This is a genomic window from Streptomyces sp. NPDC001714, from assembly GCF_042892755.1.
GTDB lineage: Bacteria > Actinomycetota > Actinomycetes > Streptomycetales > Streptomycetaceae > Streptomyces.
Map to the genome: position 1 here is coordinate 474,498 of NZ_JBIAUL010000003.1, position 21,850 is coordinate 496,347.

Annotated in this window: 20 protein-coding genes and 1 tRNA gene; 7 read left to right on the top strand and 14 right to left on the bottom strand. The window is 70.8% G+C overall.

Annotation, left to right across the window (positions count from 1 at the left end; translation table 11 throughout):
• Window positions 1-174 precede the first annotated feature (174 nt).
• Window positions 175-262, top strand: a tRNA-Ser gene (locus ACFY0P_RS10840).
• A gap of 91 nt (window positions 263-353) precedes the next feature.
• On the opposite strand, the gene ACFY0P_RS10845 is transcribed toward ACFY0P_RS10840, so the two are convergent.
• From ACFY0P_RS10845 to ACFY0P_RS10885, 9 genes are all read right to left on the bottom strand, one after another.
• Entirely contained in the window at window positions 354-1,151 is a 798-nt protein-coding gene (locus tag ACFY0P_RS10845; protein ID WP_388909675.1) for an HAD family hydrolase, read from the bottom strand.
• Window positions 1,148-2,425 (bottom strand): serine--tRNA ligase, encoded by a 1,278-nt coding sequence (gene serS / locus ACFY0P_RS10850; protein ID WP_388909677.1) that lies wholly within the window; start codon window positions 2,423-2,425, stop codon window positions 1,148-1,150. The genes ACFY0P_RS10845 and serS overlap by 4 nt, the downstream gene beginning before the upstream one ends.
• Window positions 2,426-2,955: 530 nt before the next feature.
• Window positions 2,956-3,891: a prephenate dehydratase gene (gene pheA, locus ACFY0P_RS10855; protein ID WP_388909679.1), complete on the bottom strand. Its 936-nt coding sequence runs from the start codon at window positions 3,889-3,891 to the stop codon at window positions 2,956-2,958.
• Window positions 3,892-4,036: 145 nt separating this feature from the next.
• Window positions 4,037-5,317 (bottom strand): iron uptake transporter deferrochelatase/peroxidase subunit, encoded by a 1,281-nt coding sequence (gene efeB, locus ACFY0P_RS10860; RefSeq protein WP_388909681.1) that lies wholly within the window; start codon window positions 5,315-5,317, stop codon window positions 4,037-4,039.
• An 8-nt stretch (window positions 5,318-5,325) separates the two neighbouring features.
• Window positions 5,326-7,320, bottom strand: a complete 1,995-nt coding sequence (locus ACFY0P_RS10865) for a copper resistance protein CopC (RefSeq protein ID WP_388909684.1) — start codon at window positions 7,318-7,320, stop codon at window positions 5,326-5,328.
• A 13-nt stretch (window positions 7,321-7,333) separates the two neighbouring features.
• Entirely contained in the window at window positions 7,334-7,822 is a 489-nt protein-coding gene (locus ACFY0P_RS10870) for a copper chaperone PCu(A)C (protein ID WP_388910107.1), read from the bottom strand.
• Window positions 7,823-7,827: 5 nt separating this feature from the next.
• Complete coding sequence (locus ACFY0P_RS10875; protein ID WP_388909687.1) at window positions 7,828-8,481, bottom strand: SCO family protein; 654 nt, start codon at window positions 8,479-8,481, stop codon at window positions 7,828-7,830.
• A 112-nt stretch (window positions 8,482-8,593) separates the two neighbouring features.
• On the bottom strand, window positions 8,594-9,343 hold the full coding sequence (locus ACFY0P_RS10880; RefSeq protein ID WP_388909689.1) for a YcnI family protein: 750 nt from the start codon (window positions 9,341-9,343) through the stop codon (window positions 8,594-8,596).
• Window positions 9,344-9,563: 220 nt separating this feature from the next.
• Window positions 9,564-10,478: a hypothetical protein gene (locus ACFY0P_RS10885; RefSeq protein WP_388909691.1), complete on the bottom strand. Its 915-nt coding sequence runs from the start codon at window positions 10,476-10,478 to the stop codon at window positions 9,564-9,566.
• A 248-nt stretch (window positions 10,479-10,726) separates the two neighbouring features.
• On the opposite strand from ACFY0P_RS10885, the gene ACFY0P_RS10890 reads away from it, so the two are divergent.
• From ACFY0P_RS10890 to ACFY0P_RS10905, 4 genes are all read left to right on the top strand, one after another.
• The gene (locus ACFY0P_RS10890) at window positions 10,727-11,176 is read left to right on the top strand and encodes an ATP-binding protein (protein WP_388909694.1); all 450 of its coding nucleotides are present in this window, start codon (window positions 10,727-10,729) and stop codon (window positions 11,174-11,176) included.
• A gap of 38 nt (window positions 11,177-11,214) precedes the next feature.
• Window positions 11,215-11,790 carry a GNAT family N-acetyltransferase gene (locus ACFY0P_RS10895; protein ID WP_388909697.1) on the top strand — a complete coding sequence of 192 codons (576 nt, stop codon included), beginning with the start codon at window positions 11,215-11,217 and terminating at the stop codon, window positions 11,788-11,790.
• Between the two features lie 99 nt (window positions 11,791-11,889).
• Window positions 11,890-12,834, top strand: coding sequence for an intradiol ring-cleavage dioxygenase (locus ACFY0P_RS10900; RefSeq protein WP_388909700.1), 945 nt, complete (start codon window positions 11,890-11,892; stop codon window positions 12,832-12,834).
• Window positions 12,835-12,844: 10 nt separating this feature from the next.
• On the top strand, window positions 12,845-13,666 hold the full coding sequence (locus tag ACFY0P_RS10905) for a triphosphoribosyl-dephospho-CoA synthase (protein ID WP_388909703.1): 822 nt from the start codon (window positions 12,845-12,847) through the stop codon (window positions 13,664-13,666).
• A 120-nt stretch (window positions 13,667-13,786) separates the two neighbouring features.
• Here ACFY0P_RS10905 and ACFY0P_RS10910 read toward each other — a convergent pair whose 3' ends face one another.
• Window positions 13,787-15,256 (bottom strand): aminopeptidase P family protein, encoded by a 1,470-nt coding sequence (locus ACFY0P_RS10910; RefSeq protein ID WP_388909706.1) that lies wholly within the window; start codon window positions 15,254-15,256, stop codon window positions 13,787-13,789.
• 133 nt (window positions 15,257-15,389) lie between these two features.
• Window positions 15,390-16,775 (bottom strand): PP2C family protein-serine/threonine phosphatase, encoded by a 1,386-nt coding sequence (locus tag ACFY0P_RS10915; RefSeq protein ID WP_388909709.1) that lies wholly within the window; start codon window positions 16,773-16,775, stop codon window positions 15,390-15,392.
• A 664-nt stretch (window positions 16,776-17,439) separates the two neighbouring features.
• Between ACFY0P_RS10915 and ACFY0P_RS10920 the strand changes: the two genes are divergently transcribed.
• Together ACFY0P_RS10920 and ACFY0P_RS10925 are read left to right on the top strand one after the other, a co-directional pair.
• Window positions 17,440-18,114 (top strand): bifunctional DNA primase/polymerase, encoded by a 675-nt coding sequence (locus ACFY0P_RS10920; RefSeq protein WP_388909712.1) that lies wholly within the window; start codon window positions 17,440-17,442, stop codon window positions 18,112-18,114.
• A gap of 54 nt (window positions 18,115-18,168) precedes the next feature.
• A complete protein-coding gene (locus ACFY0P_RS10925) occupies window positions 18,169-18,726 on the top strand; it encodes a hypothetical protein (RefSeq protein ID WP_388909715.1) in 558 nt (185 codons plus the stop codon).
• A gap of 245 nt (window positions 18,727-18,971) precedes the next feature.
• Here ACFY0P_RS10925 and ACFY0P_RS10930 read toward each other — a convergent pair whose 3' ends face one another.
• From ACFY0P_RS10930 to ACFY0P_RS10940, 3 genes are all read right to left on the bottom strand, one after another.
• Window positions 18,972-19,937, bottom strand: a complete 966-nt coding sequence (locus ACFY0P_RS10930) for a DUF5926 family protein (protein WP_388909718.1) — start codon at window positions 19,935-19,937, stop codon at window positions 18,972-18,974.
• Window positions 19,938-20,122: 185 nt separating this feature from the next.
• Window positions 20,123-20,761 (bottom strand): ATP-binding protein, encoded by a 639-nt coding sequence (locus ACFY0P_RS10935; RefSeq protein ID WP_388909721.1) that lies wholly within the window; start codon window positions 20,759-20,761, stop codon window positions 20,123-20,125.
• A 223-nt stretch (window positions 20,762-20,984) separates the two neighbouring features.
• Complete coding sequence (locus ACFY0P_RS10940) at window positions 20,985-21,812, bottom strand: glycerophosphodiester phosphodiesterase (protein ID WP_388909724.1); 828 nt, start codon at window positions 21,810-21,812, stop codon at window positions 20,985-20,987.
• Window positions 21,813-21,850: the final 38 nt, after the last annotated feature.

The following is a 21,850-nucleotide window of genomic DNA, read 5'->3' on the forward strand; positions in this document are numbered from 1 at the left end:
GCTCAAAGGCACAGTTGTTGTGTCACCCCACCGTCTGGGAGAGGAGCCGGACGATGTCCATGCACGACAGTACGTCCCGCTCCCGTCAGGGCAGCCTGCGGCGGATCGCCATGTAGCTGCCCGGGGCGGCCGCTTCGAGCACGCGATGGTCGCTCTCGCGTGGGCCGCCCACCCGGAGGATTGGCCGAGTGGTAAGGCACCGGCTTGCTAAGCCGTGGTCGGGCCTGGAAAGCCCGCGCACGTTCGATCCGTGCATCCTCCGCGAGCATTGAACAGACTTGAACTGGAGCGCCCGTCAGGGGCGCGGGGAACTGCGCGCTCAGCCCCCACAAACCCGCGGCCGACTGACAAGCTCAGCCGAGCAGACGCTCCAGCACCACCGCGATCCCGTCCTCCTCGTTGGAAGACGTCACCTCGTCCGCCACAGCCTTCAGCTCCTCATGAGCATTGGCCATGGCCACCCCCCGAGCCGCCCAGGCGAACATCGGGATGTCGTTCGGCATGTCGCCGAAGGCGATCGTGTCGGCGGACCTGAGGCCCAGCCGGCGCGCGGCCAGGGACAGGCCCGTCGCCTTCGAGAGGCCGAGCGGCAGCAGCTCGACGATTCCCTCGCCCGCCATGGCGACGGTGACGAAACCCCCGGCGGCCTGCCGTGCGGCCTCCGCCAGCTCGTCGTCGGACAGCTCCGGGTGCTGAATGTAGATCTTGTTCAGCGGGGCCGCCCAGAGGTCGGCCGCGTCCGTGAAGGGGGTCGACGGGAGACGGCCCGTCACCGCGTACCCCGGCCCCACCAGCACGTCGCCGTCGAGGCCGTCACGGCTCGCCGCCAGGTACAGCGGTCCGACCTCGGCCTCGATCTTCGCGAGGGCGACCCCGGCCAGCTGCCGGTCCAGCGTCACGGAGGTGAGGAGGCGGTGCGCGCCGGCGTCGTACACCTGCGCCCCCTGGCCGCACACGGCGAGGCCGTCGTAGCCGAGGTCGTCGAGGATGTGCCGGGTCCAGGGGACCCCCCGGCCGGTCACCACGATGTGTGCGGCGCCCGCCGCGGTGGCCGCGGCGAGCGCTTCACGGGTGCGCGGGGAGACGGACTCGTCGGAGCGCAGCAGCGTCCCGTCGAGGTCGGTGGCGATGAGCCCGTAGGGGAAGCTCACCGGGACACCGGCGCCAGGACCTCCCGGCCGCCCAGGTACGGGCGCAGCACCTCGGGCACGTACACCGAGCCGTCGGCCTGCTGGTGGTTCTCCAGGATCGCCACGATGGTGCGCGGTACGGCACACAGCGTGCCGTTGAGCGTGGCCAGCGGCTTGACCTGCTTGCCGTCGCGGACCCGGATGGACAGCCGGCGGGACTGGAACTCCGTGCAGTCCGACGTCGAGGTCAGCTCGCGGTACTTGCCCTGCGTCGGGATCCACGCCTCGCAGTCGAACTTGCGGGCGGCCGAGGCGCCGAGGTCACCGGTGGCGACGTCGATCACCCGGAACGGCAGCTCCAGCGAGGTCAGCCACTGCTTCTCCCAGGCCAGCAGACGCTGGTGCTCCGCCTCCGAGTCCTCGGGGGCGACGTAGGAGAACATCTCCACCTTGTCGAACTGGTGGACGCGGAAGATGCCCTTGGTGTCCTTGCCGTGCGAGCCGGCCTCGCGGCGGAAGCAGGGCGAGAAACCGGCGTAACGCAGGGGCAGGCGCTCCGCTTCGATGATCTCGTCCATGTGGTACGCGGCGAGGGGCACCTCGGAGGTACCGACCAGGTAGAGGTCGTCCTTGTCGAGGTGGTAGACGTCCTGGGCCGCCTGGCCGAGGAAGCCGGTGCCCGCCATGGACTGCGGGCGGACCAGCGCCGGGGTCAGCATCGGCGTGAAGCCGGCCTCGGTGGCCTGGGCGATCGCCGCGTTGACGAGCGCCAGCTCCAGCAGGGCGCCGACACCCGTCAGGAAGTAGAAGCGGGAGCCGGAGACCTTGGCGCCGCGCTCGACGTCGATCGCGCCGAGCAGCTGGCCCAGCTCCAGGTGGTCCTTGGGCTCGAAGCCCTCGGCGCCGAAGTCACGGATGGTGCCGTGTTCCTCGAGCGTGACGAAGTCCTCCTCGCCGCCGACGGGCACGTCGGGGTGGACGAGGTTGCCGAGCCTGAGCAGCAGCTCATGGGCCTCGGCGTCGGCGGCGTCGCGCTCGGCGTCGGCGGTCTTGACGTCGGCCTTCAGCTGCTCGGCCTTCTTCAGCAGCTCGGCCTTCTCGTCGGCGGAGGCCTTGGGGATGAGCTTGCCGAGCTGCTTCTGTTCGTTGCGCAGTTCGTCGAAGCGGACGCCGGAGGACCTGCGCCGCTCGTCGGCGGAGAGGAGGGCGTCGACGAGCGCGACGTCCTCTCCACGGGCGCGCTGGGACGCGCGCACACGGTCGGGGTCCTCACGGAGCAGGCGAAGGTCAATCACAGAGCCAAGGCTACCGGTGCGGGGTTGCCCCCCACGAATCACTATTCTCACGTGTTCCGAATCGCGGCTTACGCTCCGTTATGGGGGAATTGCCGAGTGTGTCAATAAAAAGTGTCTCACTCCCCGGGACGGGGCAAGCGTGCGGCCCGAGGTTGACTGGATTTCCTTGTGAGGAGCGGGACTTGGGGGTGGGGTTGTCCACAGGGATCCGCACTCTCGCGAGAGTTATCCACAGGGTGTGTGGAAGAGATGTGGACTTCGGAATCGATCACTCCCCGAGCGGTGCGTGAAGAGAGGAATTCCCACCTCAAACCGGGGCAACACCCTCTTTCGAGTGGAAAGGCGTCGCCCCAAAAGATGAACCATGGGAAACGAGTGGACGAAGGGTGATGTGGATGGGTGGGGCCGCACCGAAGGTCTGTAGGGCGATTTGTCGACAGACTCATGCTCCGCTGTCGACTTGTCCCCAGGTCGAGATGGGCACCTGTGGATAACTCCTGTGGATAACGAAGATGTGAGGGTACGACCGGTTAGAAGCGGCCGTCCTGGCAGCGCGCCACCCAGTCCGAGGCCGCCACGAACTCCTCGTCCGACGTCCCCGGCAGGGTGGGCCCCACGGTCTCGCCCGGTGTGACATCCGCCCGCGGGTAGGAGCCCAGGAACCGCACCTGGCGGCAGACCCGCTTCAGCCCCATCAGGGCCTCCGCCACCCGCCGGTCGGAGATGTGGCCCTCGGCGTCGATGCAGAAGCAGTAGTTGCCGATGCCGGCACCGGTCGGCCGGGACTGCAGCAGCATGAGATTGATGCCCCGGGTGGCGAACTCGCCGAGCAGGTCGCGCAGGCCGCCGGGGTGGTCGTCGTTCTGCCAGAGCACGACCGAGGTCTTGTCCGCGCCGGTCGGGGCCGCGGGCCGGGCCGGGCGGCCGACCAGGACGAACCGGGTCTGCGCGTTCTCCGCGTCGTGGATCCCGGTCTCCAGGGCCTCCAGGCCGTACCGCTCGGCCGCGAACTCGCCCGCGAAGGCGGCGTCGTAGCGGCCCTCCTGGACCAGGCGGGCGCCGTCCGCGTTCGAGGCGGCGGACTCCCAGACGGCGTCCGGGAGGTGGGCCCGCAGCCAGTTGCGGACCTGCGGCTGGGCGACCGGATGGGCGGTCACCGTCTTGATCTCGGAGAGCTTGGTGCCGGGGCGGACCAGCAGCGCGAAGGTGATCGACAGCAGCACCTCGCGGTAGATCATCAGCGGCTTGCCCGCGACCAGCTCGTCGAGGGTCGTGGTGACCCCGCCCTCGACGGAGTTCTCGATCGGCACGAACGCGGCCTCGGCCTCGCCGTTGCGTACGGCGTCCAGCGCGGACTGCACGGAGACGTACGGGATCAGCTCCCGGGTGGCGGCCTCCGGAAGCGTGCGCAGGGCGACTTCGGTGAAGGTGCCTTCGGGACCGAGATACGCATAGCTCGCTGGCATGTCCCTCACCCTAATGGGCGCAGAGAGACGCGGCTCACCTGTCTCATCGGATCCACTCGACCGGGTGGTTTGAAACCCGGAAACGCACCAATAGTGATCAGAAACCACCGTGGTAACCGGAGACCACATGGATATCACCCGGTCATCAGCCCTCCAGCAGCCGCTGCCCCACATACTCCCCGGCGGCCGCACCGCCCGGCACCGCGAACAGGCCGCTCGCCTCGTGCCGGATGTACTGCGACAGCGCGTCCCCACGGTCCAGCTTCCGCTGCAGCGGCACGAACCCGCGCAGCGGATCCGCCTGCCAGCAGACGAAGAGCAGACCCGCGTCCGGCGTCCCGTCCGCGTCGATGCCGTCGTGGTAGGAGAACGGGCGGCGCAGGATGGCCGCGCCACCGTTCTGGTCGGGCCGGGTGATCCGGGCATGGGCGTTGACCGGGACGACGTACTCCCCGTCCGCCTTGGCCTTCTCCAGGTCCATCGCCGTCGTCTCGGTGCCCCCGGACAGCGGCGCTCCGTTCGACTTCCTCCGCCCGATCACGTTCTCCTGGGCCGCGAGCGACAGCTTCTCCCAGTCGTCGAGGAGCATGCGGATCCGGCGTACGACGGCGTAGGAGCCGTTCGCCATCCACGCAGGGTCGCTCGAACCGCTCGCCGGTACGAAGATCCGCTGGTCGAAGTCCGAGTCCGTCGGCTTCGGGTTGCGTGTGCCGTCCAACTGGCCCATCAGGTTGCGGGCCGTCATCGGGTGCGCGGTGGCGCCCGGGGTGCGGTTGAAGCCGTTCATCTGCCAGCGGACCTTCGCCGCGCTGCCCGCGTCCTTCTGGATCGCGCGCAGGGCGTGGAAGGCGACCAGGGCGTCGTCGGCGCCGATCTGCACCCACAGGTCGCCGTTGCTGCGCGACCGGTCGAGGTGGTCGGAGGAGAAGTCGGGCAGCGGGTCCAGCGCGGACGGCCGGTGCTTTTCCAGGCCGGTACGGCTGAAGAAGCTGTTGCCGAAGCCGAAGGTGACCGTCAGCGCCGAGGGACCCGCGTCCCGGGCCACGTCCGTGTCGTCCTGCGTCATCGGTTCGCCCGCCATCAGCCGCTCGGCCGTGGTCGACCAGCGGCGCAGCAGCGCGGCGGCCTCGGTGCGGCCCGCGCCCGCCGCCAGGTCGAAGGCGACGAGATGGCCGCGCGCCTGGAGGCCCTCGGTGATGCCCGGCTGATGTTTCCCGTGAAACATCGCCCGGTCGGAGCCCACCGAGCTGAGCGGGGTGGCCTGGGCGGGGGCGGCCGCATAGCCGACGCCCGCGCCCGCCGCGCCGAGCACGAGCCCGGTGGCCCCGGCGGTGCCGAGCAGCGCGCGGCGGCTCACGCTCCCGGCCGGGGGAGCCTCGGCGGTCGGGGTACGGGCCTCGGTGACGGACTGGGACTGTTCGGGCATGGTGCGGTTCAGCCGATCTGCGCGTTCTTGGAGACGGTCACCTGGTCGATGTCGGAAGTCCGCACGGTGACGGAGATCTTCCAGTCGCCGGCGATGGGGATCTGCACCCCGTTGGCCGCCCAGTGCCCGGTGGTGACATGGTCGGGGTTCACGGGAATCGGTCCGAGCTTCTTCGCGTCGAGGGTGAAGGCGACCTTCACCTCGGGGATGTCGAAGGCCCGGCCGTTGGGCCGCTGCACGTAGACGTGCATCTCGTTGCTGCCCACCGTCGCGGGGTCCAGGTCGACGCGGACGACACCCTTGCCGTCCTGGCCGCCGGTGTCGAAGGACATGTCGAGGGTCAGCGCGCCCGAGGACGAGCTCGACGTGGAGGACGACGAGGCGGCCGCGGTGGCGGCCTTGGCGTCCTGCTCGGTACGGCCCGGCTCCGTCTGCGTCAGCACGGTCGTGACCGCGAGCAGGGCGACGGCGACCCCGGCCTCGGCGAGCACCGAGCGGCGCAGGCCGAAGCGGTGCGGGTCGGCGTCCCGCAGACGCTTCTGCCGGGCGGTGTCCATGGCGGACTGCTGCCGGGCGAGCTGGGCGGCGCGCTCGGGGCCCTCCGCGGTGGACGCTGCCGAGCCGGAGACGCCGTTGCGGGCCTTGCCGGACGCGGCGGCCTTGACGGAGGCCTCCTTCGTGGCGGCGGACGCCTTGACCGTCTCCTTCACCTCCTTCGCCTCCTTCGCCTTCCCCGCGTCCTCGGCGGCCTCCGTGTCCGTCTCCGTCACCGCCGCATCCGCGAGCCGCCCCGTCCACCGTCGCGAGATGGACGCGATGCCGACGAGCAGCGCCACGAGCCCGATCTTGACCAGCAGCAGCTCGCCGTACGCCGTGTCGGTGAACGCCGACCAGGAGCCGAGTTGGCGCCAGGACTGGTAGACGCCGGTGGCGACCAGCGCGAGCACCGACCCGAAGGCGACGCGGGAGAAGCGTTGTACGGCGGTGGACTCGACCGGGGTGTCGGCGGGCGCCCGGTAGAGGGCGACCAGCAGGGCGGTGAGGCCGCCCAGCCAGGCGGCGACGGCGAGCAGGTGGATGACGTCGACCGGCATCGCGATGCCCGGCTGGAGTCCGGTGGAGGCGTGCTCGGCCATGGCCCAGCTCGCCGCGAGTCCGGCGGCCACGACGGTCCCGCCGATGGCGAGCCCGAAGGTCAGGTCGCGCTTCTCCTCCTCCTCGCGCTTGTCGTAGGCGCCGAAGAGAACGGCGATGAACAGTGCGGCCGCCGCGAGCAGCAGCAGCCGGGAGACCAGGGCCGCGCCGGTCTTGGTCTGCAGGACCTGGCCGAGGAGGTTCAGGTCGAAGATGTCGCCGACGCTGCCTGAGGTCGTGTAGGAGCCGCGCAGGAGCAGCAGCCAGAGGGTGGCGGCGGTGAGCGTCAGCCAGCCGCCGACGACCAGGCGCTGCATGGCCCGCACTCCGGAGCCGCGCTGCCAGCAGGCGAGGACGAAGGCGGCGCCGCCGACGAGCACGATGTACCCGGCGTACGACATGTACCGCCCGAAGCCGTACAGCCAGCCGACGACCCCGCCGCCCGCCTCCTGGTCCCCGACCGAGGCGACGGTCCTGGAGGGGGCGCCGACGGAGAAGGTGAAGGCTCCGGCGACGGGGTGGCTGTCCGCCGAGACGACCTGCCAGGCGACGGTGTACGTGCCCTTGCCCAGCCCGCTCTTGAGCTGCACGCCGTAGGTCGTCCCGCTCAGGTTGTCCGGCTTGGCCAGGTCGACCCGCTTGCCCTTGGGGTCGAGGACCCGGATCGAGTTGTCGTTCATCGACACGTTCTCGGAGAACGTGAGCGAGACCTGGTCGGGCGCCTTGGTGACCACCACCCCCTGGGAGGGGTCGCTGCCGGTCAGCGCCGCGTGCGCCGAGGCCGGCCCGGCGCCGGCCAGCAGCGCGCCGGTGACGGCGAGGAACAGCAGCACCAGGGTGCGCAGGCGGGGGGTGATGGTCCGCGTCAAGGTCGGTCCTCCCTCAGTGTCCGGTCGACGGGTTGTACGTGGCGGACTTCACCGGCATCTCGACGGTGAGTGGACCGGATTCGGCGAACTTGAGTTTCAAGGTGATCGTGTCGCCCTGTTCCGGGCGGCGCTTCAGCTTCTCGAACATCAGATGGTTGCCACCACTCTTGAACACGAGTTGACCGTGTGCGGGCACCTCGAAGGAGGTGACCTCCTGCATCGCCCCGCCGTTGGTCTCGTGCATGGTGATCTCACCGGCGGAGTCACTGGTGACGGAGGTCAGCTCGTCCTTCGTGCCGCCCTTGTTGGTGATCGTCAGGAATCCGGCGGCCATGTCGGCGGAGACCGGCTGGGGCATGTAGGAGGCGCCGACGGACAGCTCGGCCCCTGAGGAGCCCGAGGAGCCCGAGCCGCCGCAGCCCGCGAGGGCAAGAGCCCCCGCGACGGCTATCCCGGTCAGGGCGAGGTGCCTTCCGGGCTTCCCGGGCTCCATGGGCTTCATGGGCATCACGGGTTCTCCCCCTTGATCAGCTTGGGGAGGTCCTTGGTGTAGTCGTCGACGGTGGCGTTCTCGCCGTAGAGGACGTATCCGCCGTCGGTCTTCGGCGAGAACGCGATGACCTGGGTGCCGTGCACCGAGACGACCTTGCCGGTCTTCTTGTCCTTGTGGGTCGGCTCGATGGAGATGCCGAGGGTGCGGGCGCCGGCCTGGATGGTGGCGAAGTCGCCGGTCAGCCCGACGAAGGTCGGGTCGATGCCCTTGAGCCACTTGCCCAGTTCGGACGGGGTGTCACGGGCCGGGTCGGTGGTGACGAACACGACCCGCAGCTTCGCCTGGTCGGCCTTGGACAGCGCCTTCTTGGCGACCGCGAGGTTGTTCATGGTCAGCGGGCAGACGTCGGGGCAGTGCGTGTAGCCGAAGTAGATCAGCGTCGGCCTGCCCTTGGTCTCCGCCCGCAGGTCGTACTTCTTGCCCTGGGTGTCGGTGAGCACCAGGTCCGGCTTCTCGAACGGCGTGTCCAGGATGGTCGCGGCCTTGTTCGAGGTGTCCCCGGAGACCACGGTGACGGGTGACTTCGCGTCGTCGCCGCTGCCGCAGGCGGAGAGGGTCAGGGTGGCGGCGGCGAGCAGCGCGGCCGCGGCGAACGTCTTCTTGCGCATACGAAAATGTCCCAGATGTGAGAGATCCGGCGCGCTCCGGGGGCCGTACGACAGCCGTACGCCAGCTGCGACAGCGTCGCACGACCCCCTGTGCGCGTTACGGACGCGGAATTCAGGCCTCGGTGCCGGTGGTGGACCGGCGGCGGCCGGCGAGGACGCCGTAGGCGACCCCGGCCGCGCCGACGACGATGCCGACGACGCCGAGGACGCGGGCGGTGGTGTCGGTGCCGCCGGCGGAGCCGGAGTCGTCGGAGGCGGTGGTCTCCGTCTTGGCCGAGGTCTCTTCGGCCGTGTCCTCGGCCGTGGTGGACCCGTGGTGGTCGTCCGTGGCGGCGGACAGCGCGAGGACCGGCGCCGGGTTCTCCGGCTCGTCCTGGCCCTCCTGCTGGACCTCGATCCAGCGGACGACCTCCTTGTTGGAGTACGTCTGGACCGCCTTGAAGACCAGTTCGTCGGTGTTCTCGGGCAGGGCGCCCACGGAGAGCGGGAACTTCTGGAAGTAGCCCGGCTCGATGCCCTTGTCCTCGGCGGTCCAGGTGACCTTGGTGACCGCCTGGTCGATCTTCTCGCCGTGCATCTCCAGCGGCTTGGCCAGCTTGGACTTGGTGACCTCGATCTTCCAGCCGGCCATCGGCTGCGGCATCACGGACGCGATCGGGTGGTCGGCCGGGAAGTTGACCTCGACCTCGGTGGTCGAGGCGTTGTCGCGCTCGTTGGGGACCTTGAAGTCGATGACCGCGTAACCGCCCTTGGCGGCGGTGCCCTCGGGCTGCACGCTGACATGCGCGAACGCGGGCGAGGAGACGGCCAGTACGGCCGTACCCGTGACGGCGGCGACGGCGGCGATGCGAGAGGCCTTCATGGCGGAAGCCTTCATGGCAGGGAGCACTCCACTCCGAGTGAGTTCTGTCGTTGAGGGGGCGCGTGGGAAACCGAGAGCCGAAAGCCGAAAGGCAAGAGTCGAAAGTCGAAAGTCGAGAGTCGACAGCGGCCGTCGGAAAGCGCACGCGCGCGTGCCGCACGACGGCGGCCGGCCCCTCCGGATCCGGGCAGACCCCGGGGAGTGCTCTGGTCGCGTCGTGTCAGGCGGCGAGAACGAGTACGGCGGCGGCCACCGGCGGCCCGCGCCGGATCACGGAGTGCTGGAGTGCGACGGTGCGCGGGACCGGCGGTATGTCCCAGGCGCTACGACGGCCACGCGCGGGTGCCTCGGGTACGGCCACGAGCCCGGCGCACAGGGCGCGCGCCAGCGCGAGCGCCCCGCGCAGGCAACGGATCAGCGCCCCCTCGGCGACCTCGTGCGCCGAATCGGCCGACAACTGGATCAGCCGCAGCAGCGCCAGGTCGCCCCGGCGCAGCAGCCACCCGGCCACGACGGCGGCGAGCACGTGTCCGAGCAGCATGGGCACGGTGGGCAGGAGCGAGCCGAAGGCCCCGGTGGTGTCCGCGGCATGGGCCGCCTCGCTCGTGCCGGTGGCCGGAGCGGTGGCGCTGAGGTGCGCGTCCGTCAGGATCTTGTACGCGTGGGCGGGGCTGATCTGCGCGGCCCCGGCCCCGCACACGAGCCGTGCGGCCCGCTCCACCAGCGAGGCGTCACTCGTGGACAGCGAAGACAGCGAAGACAGCGAAGACAGCGAAGACGGCGAAGACAGCGACGACATGGACGACATCGACGCCATGGACGACGGGGACATCGAGCCGCCGGACATCGCGGAGCCGGCGTGCTGGCCGAGTCCGAACAGCGTGTGGAGCACGGTCTGCACCACCGCGAGCAGGGCCACGATCCCCGGCAGTGATCGGGCCCGGCCGGTCAGCGGGGCGACGAGCGCCAGGGTGCCCAGGAAGCCCGCGCCGAGCGTCCACAGCGGAACGGTCGCGCAGGAGGCCAGGGTGTGCCCCGCCGCGGCCAGTACGACACAGAGCGCGGCGAACACCGCGGCCCGCAGGAGCCGCAGTCCGCTTCCGGTGCGCGCCGCGCGCGGGTGGGGGGCAGTCATGGCGCGCTCATCATCGCACTGGACCCACACCCGCTTGACGCCAGGTCCAGAAGATTCCGTTGCGCCCGAGGGCGGTGATCGACAGAAAGAACCGAAAGATCATCCTTGTGACGAACCACCCGCACATACACCGAAACCTCCACACACGCATCCCCCGGATGGGCGTTCTCACATGAACGGAGTGCTTACACCCGCGCACGGGTGGCAATAGGTATCGGTATGTCGAGCCGCGGCCAGGAGGCTGGAGCATGAGCATCTGGTGGTCACTCCATCTGCGGCGTGAGGCCGCCAGCGTGCCGCTCGCCCGCCGGCTGCTGATCGGCACGATGGAGACGGCGGGCGTCGACCCCGACGTCTCCTACGACCTCTCCGTCGCCCTCAGCGAGGCCTGTGCGAACGCCGTCGAGCACGGCGGGGCCGGCCGCCCCTCGGAGGCGTACCGGGTGACCGCCTATCTGGACGGCGAGAAGTGCCGTATCGAAGTGGCCGATTCGGGCCCGGGGCTCGCTCCGGGGTTCGCCCGCACCCAGGACATAAGGCCCGCCCGTCCCGACGCCGAGAACGGGAGAGGCCTCTGTCTCATCAGAGAACTCGCGGATCACGTCCACATCGGCAACAAGCCGGGCCGCGGCGGCACCGTGGTCAGCTTCGACAAGATTCTCAAGTGGAAGAAAGATCCTTCCCTGCTTTCGGCATGACCCTCGCCCCCGCATAACACCCGCGCTAGGGTGCGCGCATGATTCTCAGAAAGATTAAAGAAAGCCTGCTCATCCCAGGCGTGATATTGCGTCCCATTGCCGTCGGCGACGCGAAAGCGCTGTGTGCCGCATACGTCGGCAACCGAAGGCATCTGGAGCCCTGGGAACCGGTCAGACCCGAGTCCTTCTTCACCGTCGAGGGCCAGACCGAGCGCATCGAAGGCCTGCTGGGACAGGCTGCCGACGGCCTCGTGGCCCCCTGGCTCATGGAGTCGGCCGAGGACGGCCGGATCGTCGGGGCGATCACCCTTTCCGGAATTTCCCTGGGTCCTTTCTGCAGTTCCTACGTCGGCTATTGGGTGGCCGGTGATCAACAGGGCCGCGGTCTGGCCACCGCCGCCCTGGAGCGGGTCTGCGAGATCGCCCGAGACGTGGTGGGACTTCACCGGATCGAGGCGTCCACCCTGATCGAGAACACGACGTCCCAACGCGTGCTGAAGAAATGCGGGTTCGAGACGATCGGGGATGCTCCGCAGTATCTGCACATCAATGGAGAATGGCGGGACAGCCGGCTGTTCCAGCGGGTCCTGCACGATCGGGTACCGGCTCTGTGACCAGCGGCTTCCCGACTGGTTCAGCTTCCTGGGCGTTCACAGGGCGTTGCCAGCCTCTGCCCATGCTCCTGACAAACGGCGTTCCTAGCTTCGTCGGCCATGACGGGAAACCACAAAAACACGTCGATCACCCGCCGCCGAGCCCTCGCGGTCTCCGGCGGCACGGTGGCGGCCGGCGGCCTCGCGGTCGCCGGCTTCCAGTCGGCCTTCGCCGACACGACCGACACCAGCGCCGACGCGGACGCCACCGCCTCCGCGAGTTCGGCCGGCAGTGCGTGCATGACGCTGATGAGCAGCGTCACGGAAGGGCCGTACTACCTGGATGGTGCCTTGGTGCGCAAGGACATCACCGAGGGCAAGGCCGGCGTTCCGCTGACCCTGCGCCTGACCGTCGTGGACGCCACCGACGGCTGCACCCCGGTCAAGGGCGCCGCGGTCGAGATCTGGCACTGCGACGCCTGGGGCTACTACTCCGGCTACACCACCGCCAACCCCGGCGGCTCCGCCCCCGCGGAGAGCGAGGAGGGCGACTCCGCCAACGACAGCACCTATCTGCGCGGCTACCAGATCGCCAACGCCAACGGGGTCGTCAAGTTCGAGACGATCTTCCCGGGCTGGTACACCCCGCGCACCTGCCACATCCACGTGAAGGTGCACACGGGCGGCGAGAAGGAGGACGGCACCTACGAGGGCGGCAAGGTCAACTACACGGGCCAGCTGTTCTTCGCCGACGACATCGCCGAGGAGATCTTCACGCTCGAGCCCTACGCGAAGCACACCGGCGACTACACCGTCCTCGCCGACGACATGGTGTACGACGGCGGTGGCGCCGCCGGCGGTCTGCTCACCCTGAAGGCCGTGCACAAGAAGGATCCCTCGAAGGGCTTCAAGGGGTCCCTGACCCTGGCCGTCGACCCGGACGCCGAGAGCACGGGCGCCGGCAGCGGTGGCGGCGGCACCCCGCCGAGCGACGCGCCGACGGGCACCCCGCCGAGCGACGCCCCCAGCGACAGCGCCTCCCCTTCGGCGTCGACCTCTTCATAAGGTAAGGGACATGACAAGCCGCGAGGACGACGCGCTGGCGCAGGCCGCCGTGGCCGCGCTCACCGGTCAGCTGGCACTGGCCCCCAAGCCGGGCCTGCCCGACCCGCGTGACCTGGACGCGCGCAGTACGCGCCGGGAGCACGACAGTCTGCGCTGGTCGGCCAGGGCGCTGGCGCCCGGCCTCGCGGCGATGGCCGCCTCCGCCCGCCGTACCGGCGAAGCCACGCCGGTGCTGCGGGCGGAACTGGGCGCGATCGGCCGGTGCACCGAGCACTCGGTCGGCCTGGCCGGCGGCGGTCACAAGGGCGCCCTGTGGGCCCTCGGCTTCCTGGTCGCCGCGGCCGCCCTGGACCCCCGCGCCAAGGCCCGGGAGATCGCCGTGACCGCACGGAAGATCGCCGCGTTCAACGACAAGGGCGCCCCCAAGCGCCCCTCCCGGGGGTCGTCGATCTCCATCAAGTACGGCGCGGCCGGCGCCCGGGGCGAGGCGAGGGCCGGATTCCCGCACGTCCGCAGGGCGCTGGACGCGCTGACCACGGCACGCAAGGCGGGCGCCACCGAGAACCAGGCCCGCCTGGACGCCTTACTGACCGTGATGTCCACCCTCCAGGACACCGAACTCCTCTACACGGCGGGCCCGCTGGGCCTCCGCCAGGTCCAGGCAGGGGCCCGCGCAGTACTGGAGGCCGGCGGCACGGCGACGGAGGCGGGCGCCGCGGCGCTCACAGCCCTCGACACCGACCTGAGCGAACGCGGCTGGAGCCCAAGGGGTAGTGCGGGACTCATGGCCGGCGCACTCTTTCTGGACGCCCTCTCCGGAGCGCCCCTTTAGGGGCGCGGGGCTGTATTCGATGTGCGGCTGCCGCCGCGTGGGCGCGACCAGCCCCCACCCACCCGCAGAACGCAACGATGGCCGGGCACCCCCTTGGTACCCGGCCATCCACCGCACACGTCAGCCCTTGAGCGAAGCCATCCAGCTCTCGACCTCGTCCGACCGCCGAGGCAGCCCAGCGCTCAGGTTCCGGTTACCGTCCTCCGTCACCAGGATGTCGTCCTCGATCCGGACGCCGATCCCGCGGTACTCCTCCGGCACGGTCAGGTCGTCGGCCTGGAAGTACAGCCCCGGCTCGACGGTCAGCACCATCCCCGCCTCCAGGACGCCCTCCACATACGTCTCGGTCCGCGCGGCAGCACAGTCGTGGACGTCGAGCCCGAGCATGTGCCCCGTCCCGTGCAGCGTCCACCGGCGCTGCAGGCCCAGCTCCAGCACCCGCTCCACCGGCCCTTCCACGAGCCCCCACTCGACGAGCCGCTCGGCCAGCACCCGCTGCGCGGCATCGTGGAAGTCGCGGTACTTCGCGCCCGGCTGCACCGCCGCGATGCCGGCCTCCTGGGCGTCGTACACGGCGTCGTAGATCTTCTTCTGGAGCTCGCTGTACGTCCCGTTGACCGGCAGCGTCCGCGTGACGTCGGCGGTGTACAGGCTGTGCGTCTCGACGCCGGCGTCCAGGAGGAGCAGGTCGCCCGAGCGCACCGGGCCGTCGTTGCGGACCCAGTGCAGCGTGCAGGCGTGCGGGCCGGCCGCGCAGATGGAGCCGTAGCCGATGTCGTTGCCCTCCACGCGCGCGCGGAGGAAGAACGTGCCCTCGATGTAGCGCTCGCTCGTGGCCTCGGCCCTGTCGAGGACCTTCACGACGTCCTCGAAGCCGCGGACCGTGGAGTCGACGGCCTTCTGCAGCTCGCCGACCTCCCACTCGTCCTTGACCAGTCGCGCCTCGGAGAGGAAGACCCGCAGCTCCTCGTCGCGCTCGGCGGTGACCTTGTCGGTCAGCGCGGCCTGGATGCCGGCGTCGTACCCGCGGACGACCCGCACCGGGCCGGTGGCCTCGCGCAGCTTGTCGGCCAGCTCGCGCACGTCGGCGGCGGGGATGCCGTAGAGCGCCTCGGACTCGGTGAGGGAGTGGCGGCGGCCGACCCACAGCTCGCCCTGTCCGGAGAGCCAGAACTCGCCGTTCTCGCGGTCGGAGCGGGGCAGCAGGTAGATGGTGGCCACATGGCCGTCGTCCTTCGGCTCCAGGACGAGTACGCCGTCCTCGGTCTGGTTGCCGGTGAGATAGACGTACTCGACCGACGCCCGGAACGGGTAGTCCGTGTCGTTCGAGCGGGTCTTCAGGTTGCCGGCCGGGATCACCAGGCGCTCGCCCGGGAAGCGGGCGGACAGTTCGGCACGGCGGCGGGCGGTGTGCCCGGCCTGCTCGATGGGCTTGAGATCGCGCAGCTCCGTGTCGGCCCAGCCGGACTTCATGCTCTCGGCGAGCTCGTCGGACACGCCCGGGTACAGGCCGTTCTTGCGCTGCTTGATCGGCTCTTCCGACTCGGTCTCCGGGGTCTCCGGAGTTTCCGGGGTGAGCTCGTCGGACACGTCATCCTCCTCGACACTGCAGTGGATCCCGTCCATCGTACGGTCGTAACGAACGGCGTCCCAGGGACTCGGGGCCCACAGCCGTGTGAGGTGTCTCCGCCTCCGTCCTCCGGCTCTCCTTCTGACTGACCGGTCAGTCGAAGCGGGCCGCCAGCAGGATCACGTCCTCCTCGCTGTCGGCCTCGTCCAGGCCGTCCGGCAGCACCGTGCGCAGGACGTGGTCGGCGATCGCCCCGGGGTCGTGGCGCAGCGCGCGCGGGATGCTCGCGGCGGCCGTGTGCAGCCGGGCGAAGGCGCGGTCCATGGGGTCGCCGGTGCGGTGCAGCAGCCCGTCGGTGTAGAGGAGCACGGTCTCGCCGGCCTCCGCCTCGATCTCCACGCTGGGCGCCTCCCAGCAGGCGAGCATGCCCAGCGGCGCGGAGACCGAGGTCTCCGCGAACTCTGTGCGGTGCTCGCCGATCAGCAGCGGCGGGCTGTGGCCGGCCCCGGCGAGGGTGACCTTGCGCAGCGCGGGTTCGCAGTAGGCGAACAGAGCGGTGGCGGAGCGGGCCGGTTCGGTCAGCCGCAGCAGCAGCTCCAGGTCGGAGAGGACCGCGACCGGGTCCTCGCCCTCCATCACGGCGTACGCCCGCAGCGAAGCGCGCAGCCGGCCCATCGCGGCGACCGCGCTCGGTCCGGAGCCGGTGACCGAGCCGACGGCGAGGCCGAGGGCGGCGTCGGGCAGCGGCAGCGCGTCGTACCAGTCGCCGCCGCCGCGCGGGCCGGTGCGGTGCCGGGCCGCGAGCTGGACGCCGGCCACCCGGGGCAGCCGGGAGGGGAGCAGCTCCTCGGCGATGGTCGCCAGGCACGCACGCGTGCGCTCGACCTCCAGCAGCCGGGCCAGGTGCTCGGCCGCGTACCGGACGTAGAGGCCGACGAGATGGCGCTGGCGCTCGTGCGGTTCGGCCGGTTCGTCGTACAGCCAGGCGACCGCGCCGAGGAGGTCGGCCGCGTCGGTGACGAGGGGGAGTCCGTAGCTGGCGGCGTAGCCGAGGCGGCCGGCGACCTCGCGGTGGCGCGGGTCCAGGCCGTCCTCGGCGAACAGGTCGGGGTGCACGGTCTCGGCGGCGGTACCGCTGTCGTAGGGCAGCGCGCCGCGCGGGACGGTCTCCAGGTGGCCGAGGTCGGCGCGGCCGAGCCCGAGGCCGAGCGTGGTGTGCGGGCCGAGCCCGTCGGCGGGCTCCAGTGCCACGAGACCGCGCCGGGCGCCCACCAGGGCGGCACCGGCGCGCAGCAGTTCCTGGAGGGCCGGCTCCAGTGTGCCGGTCCGGGCCAGCCGTTCGGTCAGTTCGTGGAGGGTGGTGAGGTCGGAGACCCAGCCGGCCAGCCGGTCCTGGAGGACGGTGCCGGGCGCCGGGGCGGCGGGGGTCTTCGGGACGGGTGGTGCGGCCGGGGCGGGGGGAACCGGCGCGACAGTGTGTGCGGGCGTGGGGACCGTTGAATCGATTCCAGCCACTTTCGGAGGGTGCGGGGCGTTCATCGCGTCCGGCCTTCAGACCTGTGCGTATTGCTCAAAAGCATCGCAAACCCCCATGTCCTTCTGCGCCGCTGGCAGTGTCTCCACATGTACACGCACTCGTGAGGGGATGTCCAGCATTGTCCTGCCGGGATTCCTGGTGTCCGTGGGCCTCTTGAGGCGTTCTCCCGGACGACTTGCACAAAGGCAAAGTTGGCTTAAAACTGACTCGGGCAACGGTTGCTTGCGGTCGACTGGCCTTGCTCCACGGAGCGTCACAGCGGTCGTGATGGGTACGTACTCGGAGAAGGCCAGGGGTGGTTGGGGACCACCCGGAACCTGGCGACGGACCCGGGCGTCTTAACCACCGACGACCGTGCCCCATCCTCCCGTGGCGGAGGCGGAGAGAAACACTCGGAACGGCAAAACGCCAGACTTCGCCACCCCCACGCCGTGGCCGTGCTTTTGATAGACGCAGTACGAGACGTAGTACGAGCAGTACGCGGTACGAGCAGTACGACGAAGTTCTTGTGAATGCGGGCGCGGCCCCCGCTCGACCCCGATGGGGTTCCCCTTGCCCGGTGCAGGGGTGTGATGCGCCAACAGGTACGCACAGTGAAGTGATCGACACATGGTGTGATGTGGTCCACGGTGTTGCCAGCGGTGCAACGGAAAGGAACGAGCGCTCATGCGCGAGATCCTCGGAAGGCGACGCAGGCTCCTGTCCAGGCGGAACGACAAGGGGCTTGAGTTTCTCGGCGCGGCCCTGACCTTCGCGACGGAATGGCAGTGGCCCGTACTCCCGGGCGTGGCTCCCGATCCTCAGGGCCGGGCCCGGTGCGCGTGCCCCGACCCCGAGTGCACGGTGCCCGGTGCACACCCCTTCGACCCCGGCCTGCTCGCCGCCACCACCGACGAGCGCATGGTCCGCTGGTGGTGGGGGAACCGGCCGACGGCCCCGATCGTCCTCGCCACCGGAGCCGCCGGCGGCAGGGCACCCTGCGCGGTCAGCCTGCCGGCCCTCGCCGCCTCCCGCGCCCTCACCCTCCTCGACCGCCGTGGCATGCGCCTCGGTCCGGTGGTCGCCGCGCCCACCCGCTGGGCGCTGCTCGTCAAGCCGTACTCCATGGAGCAACTGGGCGAGCTGCTCTACGCCAAGGACTTCGTCCCCGGCTCGCTCCGCTTCCACGGCGAGGGCGGCTATCTGGCCCTGCCCCCCTCCGAGACCGGCCAGGGCGCCATCCGCTGGGAGCGGGCCCCGCTGCCCGGCTCGGCCAAGCCCTGGGTGCCCGACGTGGAGGCCGTGGTGGACGCCGTGGTCGACGCCCTCACCCGTACGGGTGTGAGCGCACCCGAGTTGTAGGGGTGTCGGGCGCGAGAACCCGGCTTGTCGCGTCCGGCTGGTTACCCTCCGCACATGAACGTGCGTCTACTCGCCCTCGCGGGCGTCATGGTGTGCGCGGTCGCGCTGCCGCTGGCCGTGGCGTCCGCAGGACAGGTGGGCGATTCCGCCGTACCCCCGGCCCGGCACGACGACGAGAAGCTGCCGGTGCCCGTCCGGTCCCCGCTGGTGCTCGGCCTGGGCCTCGCCACCGCCGCCCGCTGCGGCCCCGAACTCACCTCGCCCGACGGCGTCGAGGCGCAGACCTGTGTGATGGCCCAGGGCGCGGAGACCTGGGCGCGCACCTACTACCGCAACGCGACCGGGGCGGGCCTGGAGGGCGTGCTGAGCCTCCTGGGGCCGCACGGCCGCACCGTCCAGACGCACTGCGCCGCGGACGCCGACGACGAGCCCGCCACCTGTGAGACGCCCCGGGAGCACACCCGGGGCACGCTGGACGCCTACACGGCCGTCACGGAGTTCGCGGCACGCGACGGCGACGGACCCCTGCTGCTGCGCTCCGCGAGCAACTCGGGGGACGCCGGCTCCGGGGACCCCTCCGTCAACAACTCCCAGCGGTCAAGCGGGAGTTGACGAGTCGCTTCGGTCCGTACACCGGACGCGGGCATGAAAAGACCCGATTGCTGGCGACGGGGGATGCACCAGCAACCGGGCTACTGAGACGGTAACAAGAGATCGGCGGTTCGCAAATTCGATCTCGGCTATTCGGACACGTATTTGCTTGCCGTGTAGGGAAGTTGTGACAGGAGTCACCCGAGTCGACGCGCCTGGGGCGGCTGACCGACCGGTCAGCCGCGCCCCTGTGTCCGCGCTGATCGTCAGCTGAGCGTGACCTGTCGGTTGGTCAGTCCGCCGCGGGCCCGCCGCTCCTCCGCGGTGAGCGGTGCTTCCGAGGCCAGGGCGGTCGCGAGCCGCTCGGCGAACTCGGCGGCCGGCTTCTCCACGTCCTCCGCGCCGACTCCGCTCGGCAGGTCCCAGACCGGCACGGTGAGGCCGTGGGCACGGAAAGAACCGACCAGCCGGGTCCCCTCGCCGAGGCTGGACCGGCCCGCCGCGTGCAGCCGCGCGAGAGCGTCCAGAAGCTGCTCCTCGGGGTACGGCATGACCCACCGCAGATGGTTCTTCTCGGGCGTCTCGCACCAGTAGGCCGAGTCGACGCCGGTCAGCTTCACCGTCGGGATGGCCGCCGCGTTGGCCCGCTCCAGGGAGGCGGTCACGTCCGGGGTGGCGTTCTCCGCGTCCTGCACCCAGAACTCGAAGCCGTCGTGCACAACTGGCTCGAACGGGCCCTTCGGGTCGAGCAGGTCCTGCAGCCGGGGGCTGTCGGCGGGGGCCCGGCGGCCCTGCACCGGGGTGCCGGGCTCGGCGGCGAGGGCGCGCTGGAGGGTGTCGGCGAGGTCGCGGCTGATGTCGCCGGACGCCGTGTCGTTCTGCAGGCCGAGCAGGACCGTGCCGTCGTCGCGGCGCAGCGCCGGCCAGGCCATCGGCAGCACGGTGGCGAGGGTGACCGAGGGGACGCCCTCGGGCAGACCGTCCTTAAGGGTCAGCTCGACGGTGGCGGCGGGGACCAGCTCGCGCAGCGCCACCCAGTCGCCCTCGCCGGCCAGCCCCTCGAACGGGCGGTGCACCAGCTCGGTCGCCGCGTGCGCGGCCGCGCGGCCGTGGCAGGCCTTGTAGCGGCGGCCGCTGCCGCAGGGGCAAGGCTCGCGGGCGCCGACAACCGGGATCTCGGCGTCGCTGAGCTGCGGCCGCGTGGCCGTCGTCTGGGGTCGCTTCTTGGCCATCTGGGTGTCTCCCGGTTACGGCTCGTCTCGTACGGGCGGGAGCCTAGCCGTTCATACCCTGGGCCACGGGAACCTGTGGACGACGGCGCCGCCACGGACCGTATGCCCGGGGACTCGGTGGCCGCCGTGGCCCGCTGCGGACGGAGCCGCCGTCGCGTGTCCGGCCGGTCCAGGCCGTCGAAGGCTCAGTCCATGTCGTCGAACGCGTCCGCGAAGTCCAGGTCGGCCATCTCCGGGACCGAGGGCGCCATGACGCGCGTGGCGAAGGCGTCGCGGCGGTCCCGGGTGCCCGGCCCGCGCACGTCCTTGTGGACCACGACCCAGACGGTCACCTCGCCCCGGGCGTCGTCCCGGACGCCCCAGTCGTCGGCCAGGGCCGTGATGATGTTCAGCCCGCGGCCGCCGTGCGCCGTGACCGACGGGGTCATCGGGGCCGGGCGGGTCGGGCCGCCGCCGTCCGTCACCTCGACGATCAGCCGGCCGCGCGTGTCGACCTGCCAGGCGGCCCGGACGTCGCCGTCCCCGGCGAGCGCGTCCCCCAAGGGGCGCCCGTGTTTGCAGGCATTGCTCAAAAGTTCGGAAAGGATCAGTACGGCATCGTCGATGACCGATTCCGACACTCCACCCGTGCGCAACTGATCGCGCATACGGTGTCTCGCCTTACCCACGCCCGCAGGGCCATGGGGTACGGCCATGCTCGACGACGTGGGCACCTCCTGTGCCACCACCAACGCCACCCCCGAGACCTCCTTTGCCCCACGCCACGGTGTGGATGCCCCATTGGCCTGAACCGGAAACCGGCCAATGAATGCCCGGTGACGCATTCGCAACGAACGAATACGCGCCGAACGCGCCGGAGCACTCCCTGTGACGGGGCGTCGCCGAATCCCCCAGATAAGGCGACGTATGGCTGAATTTCGATGGTGTGGCCGAGAAGTGAGGATGCTGTGGGCGGGCTGTCGGGTCAAGAGGTACGAAGTGTCCTTACTCGACTCTTTATCTGAGCCCTGGTCAGGACGGGTCCCGGTGCGCCGCCTTTCGGCACCCTCAACGCCCCAGCCGGCTCAGCACCGCCGCCGGCCGGTTGGTGATGATCGCGTCGATGCCGAGCTCCACGCACAGGTCCACGTCCTCCGGCTCGTTCACCGTCCAGACGTGCACCCGGTGGCCGTTCCGCTGCAACCGCTCGACGTACGCCGGATGATTGCGCACAATCCGGATCGAGGGGCCCGCGATCCCCACCCCGGCCGGCAGCCGCCCGTCGCGCAGCCGCGGCGAGAGGAACTGCAGCAGGTAGACCGTCGGCAGCGTCGGCGAGGCCGCCCGCACCCGGGCCAGCGACCGCGCGGAGAAGCTCATGACGCGCACGGGCGACTCGGCGGGGGTGGCCGGTGCGTCCAGCCCGAACCGCTTGAGCAGGACCAGCAGCCGCTCCTCCACCTGCCCGGCCCACCGCGTGGGGTGCTTGGTCTCGATCGCCAGCTCCACCCGCCGTCCGGCGTCCGCGACCAGCTCCAGCAGCCGCTCCAGCGTCAGTACGGAGGTGTCCGCGCGGTCCTCGGGCCGGAACTCCCAGTCGGGCTCCTCGTCCCGTCCGCGCCAGGCCGGCCCCTTCCGCCACGAGCCGAAGTCCAGGGCGGCCAGGTCCGCGAGCTCGAGGGCCGAGACCGCCCCCCGCCCGTTGGACGTACGGTTGACCCGTCGGTCGTGGACGCACACCAGGTGGCCGTCGGCGGTCAGGCGTACGTCGCACTCCAGGGCGTCGGCGCCGTCCTCGATGGCCTTCCGGTACGCGGCCAGCGTGTGCTCGGGGGCGTACTCGGAGGCCCCGCGGTGCGCGACGACCTGGATGCGATGCTGTGGTGCGTGGGTCACCGCGACATGGTGCCACCGAGCGGGGGTACCTGGGGGCA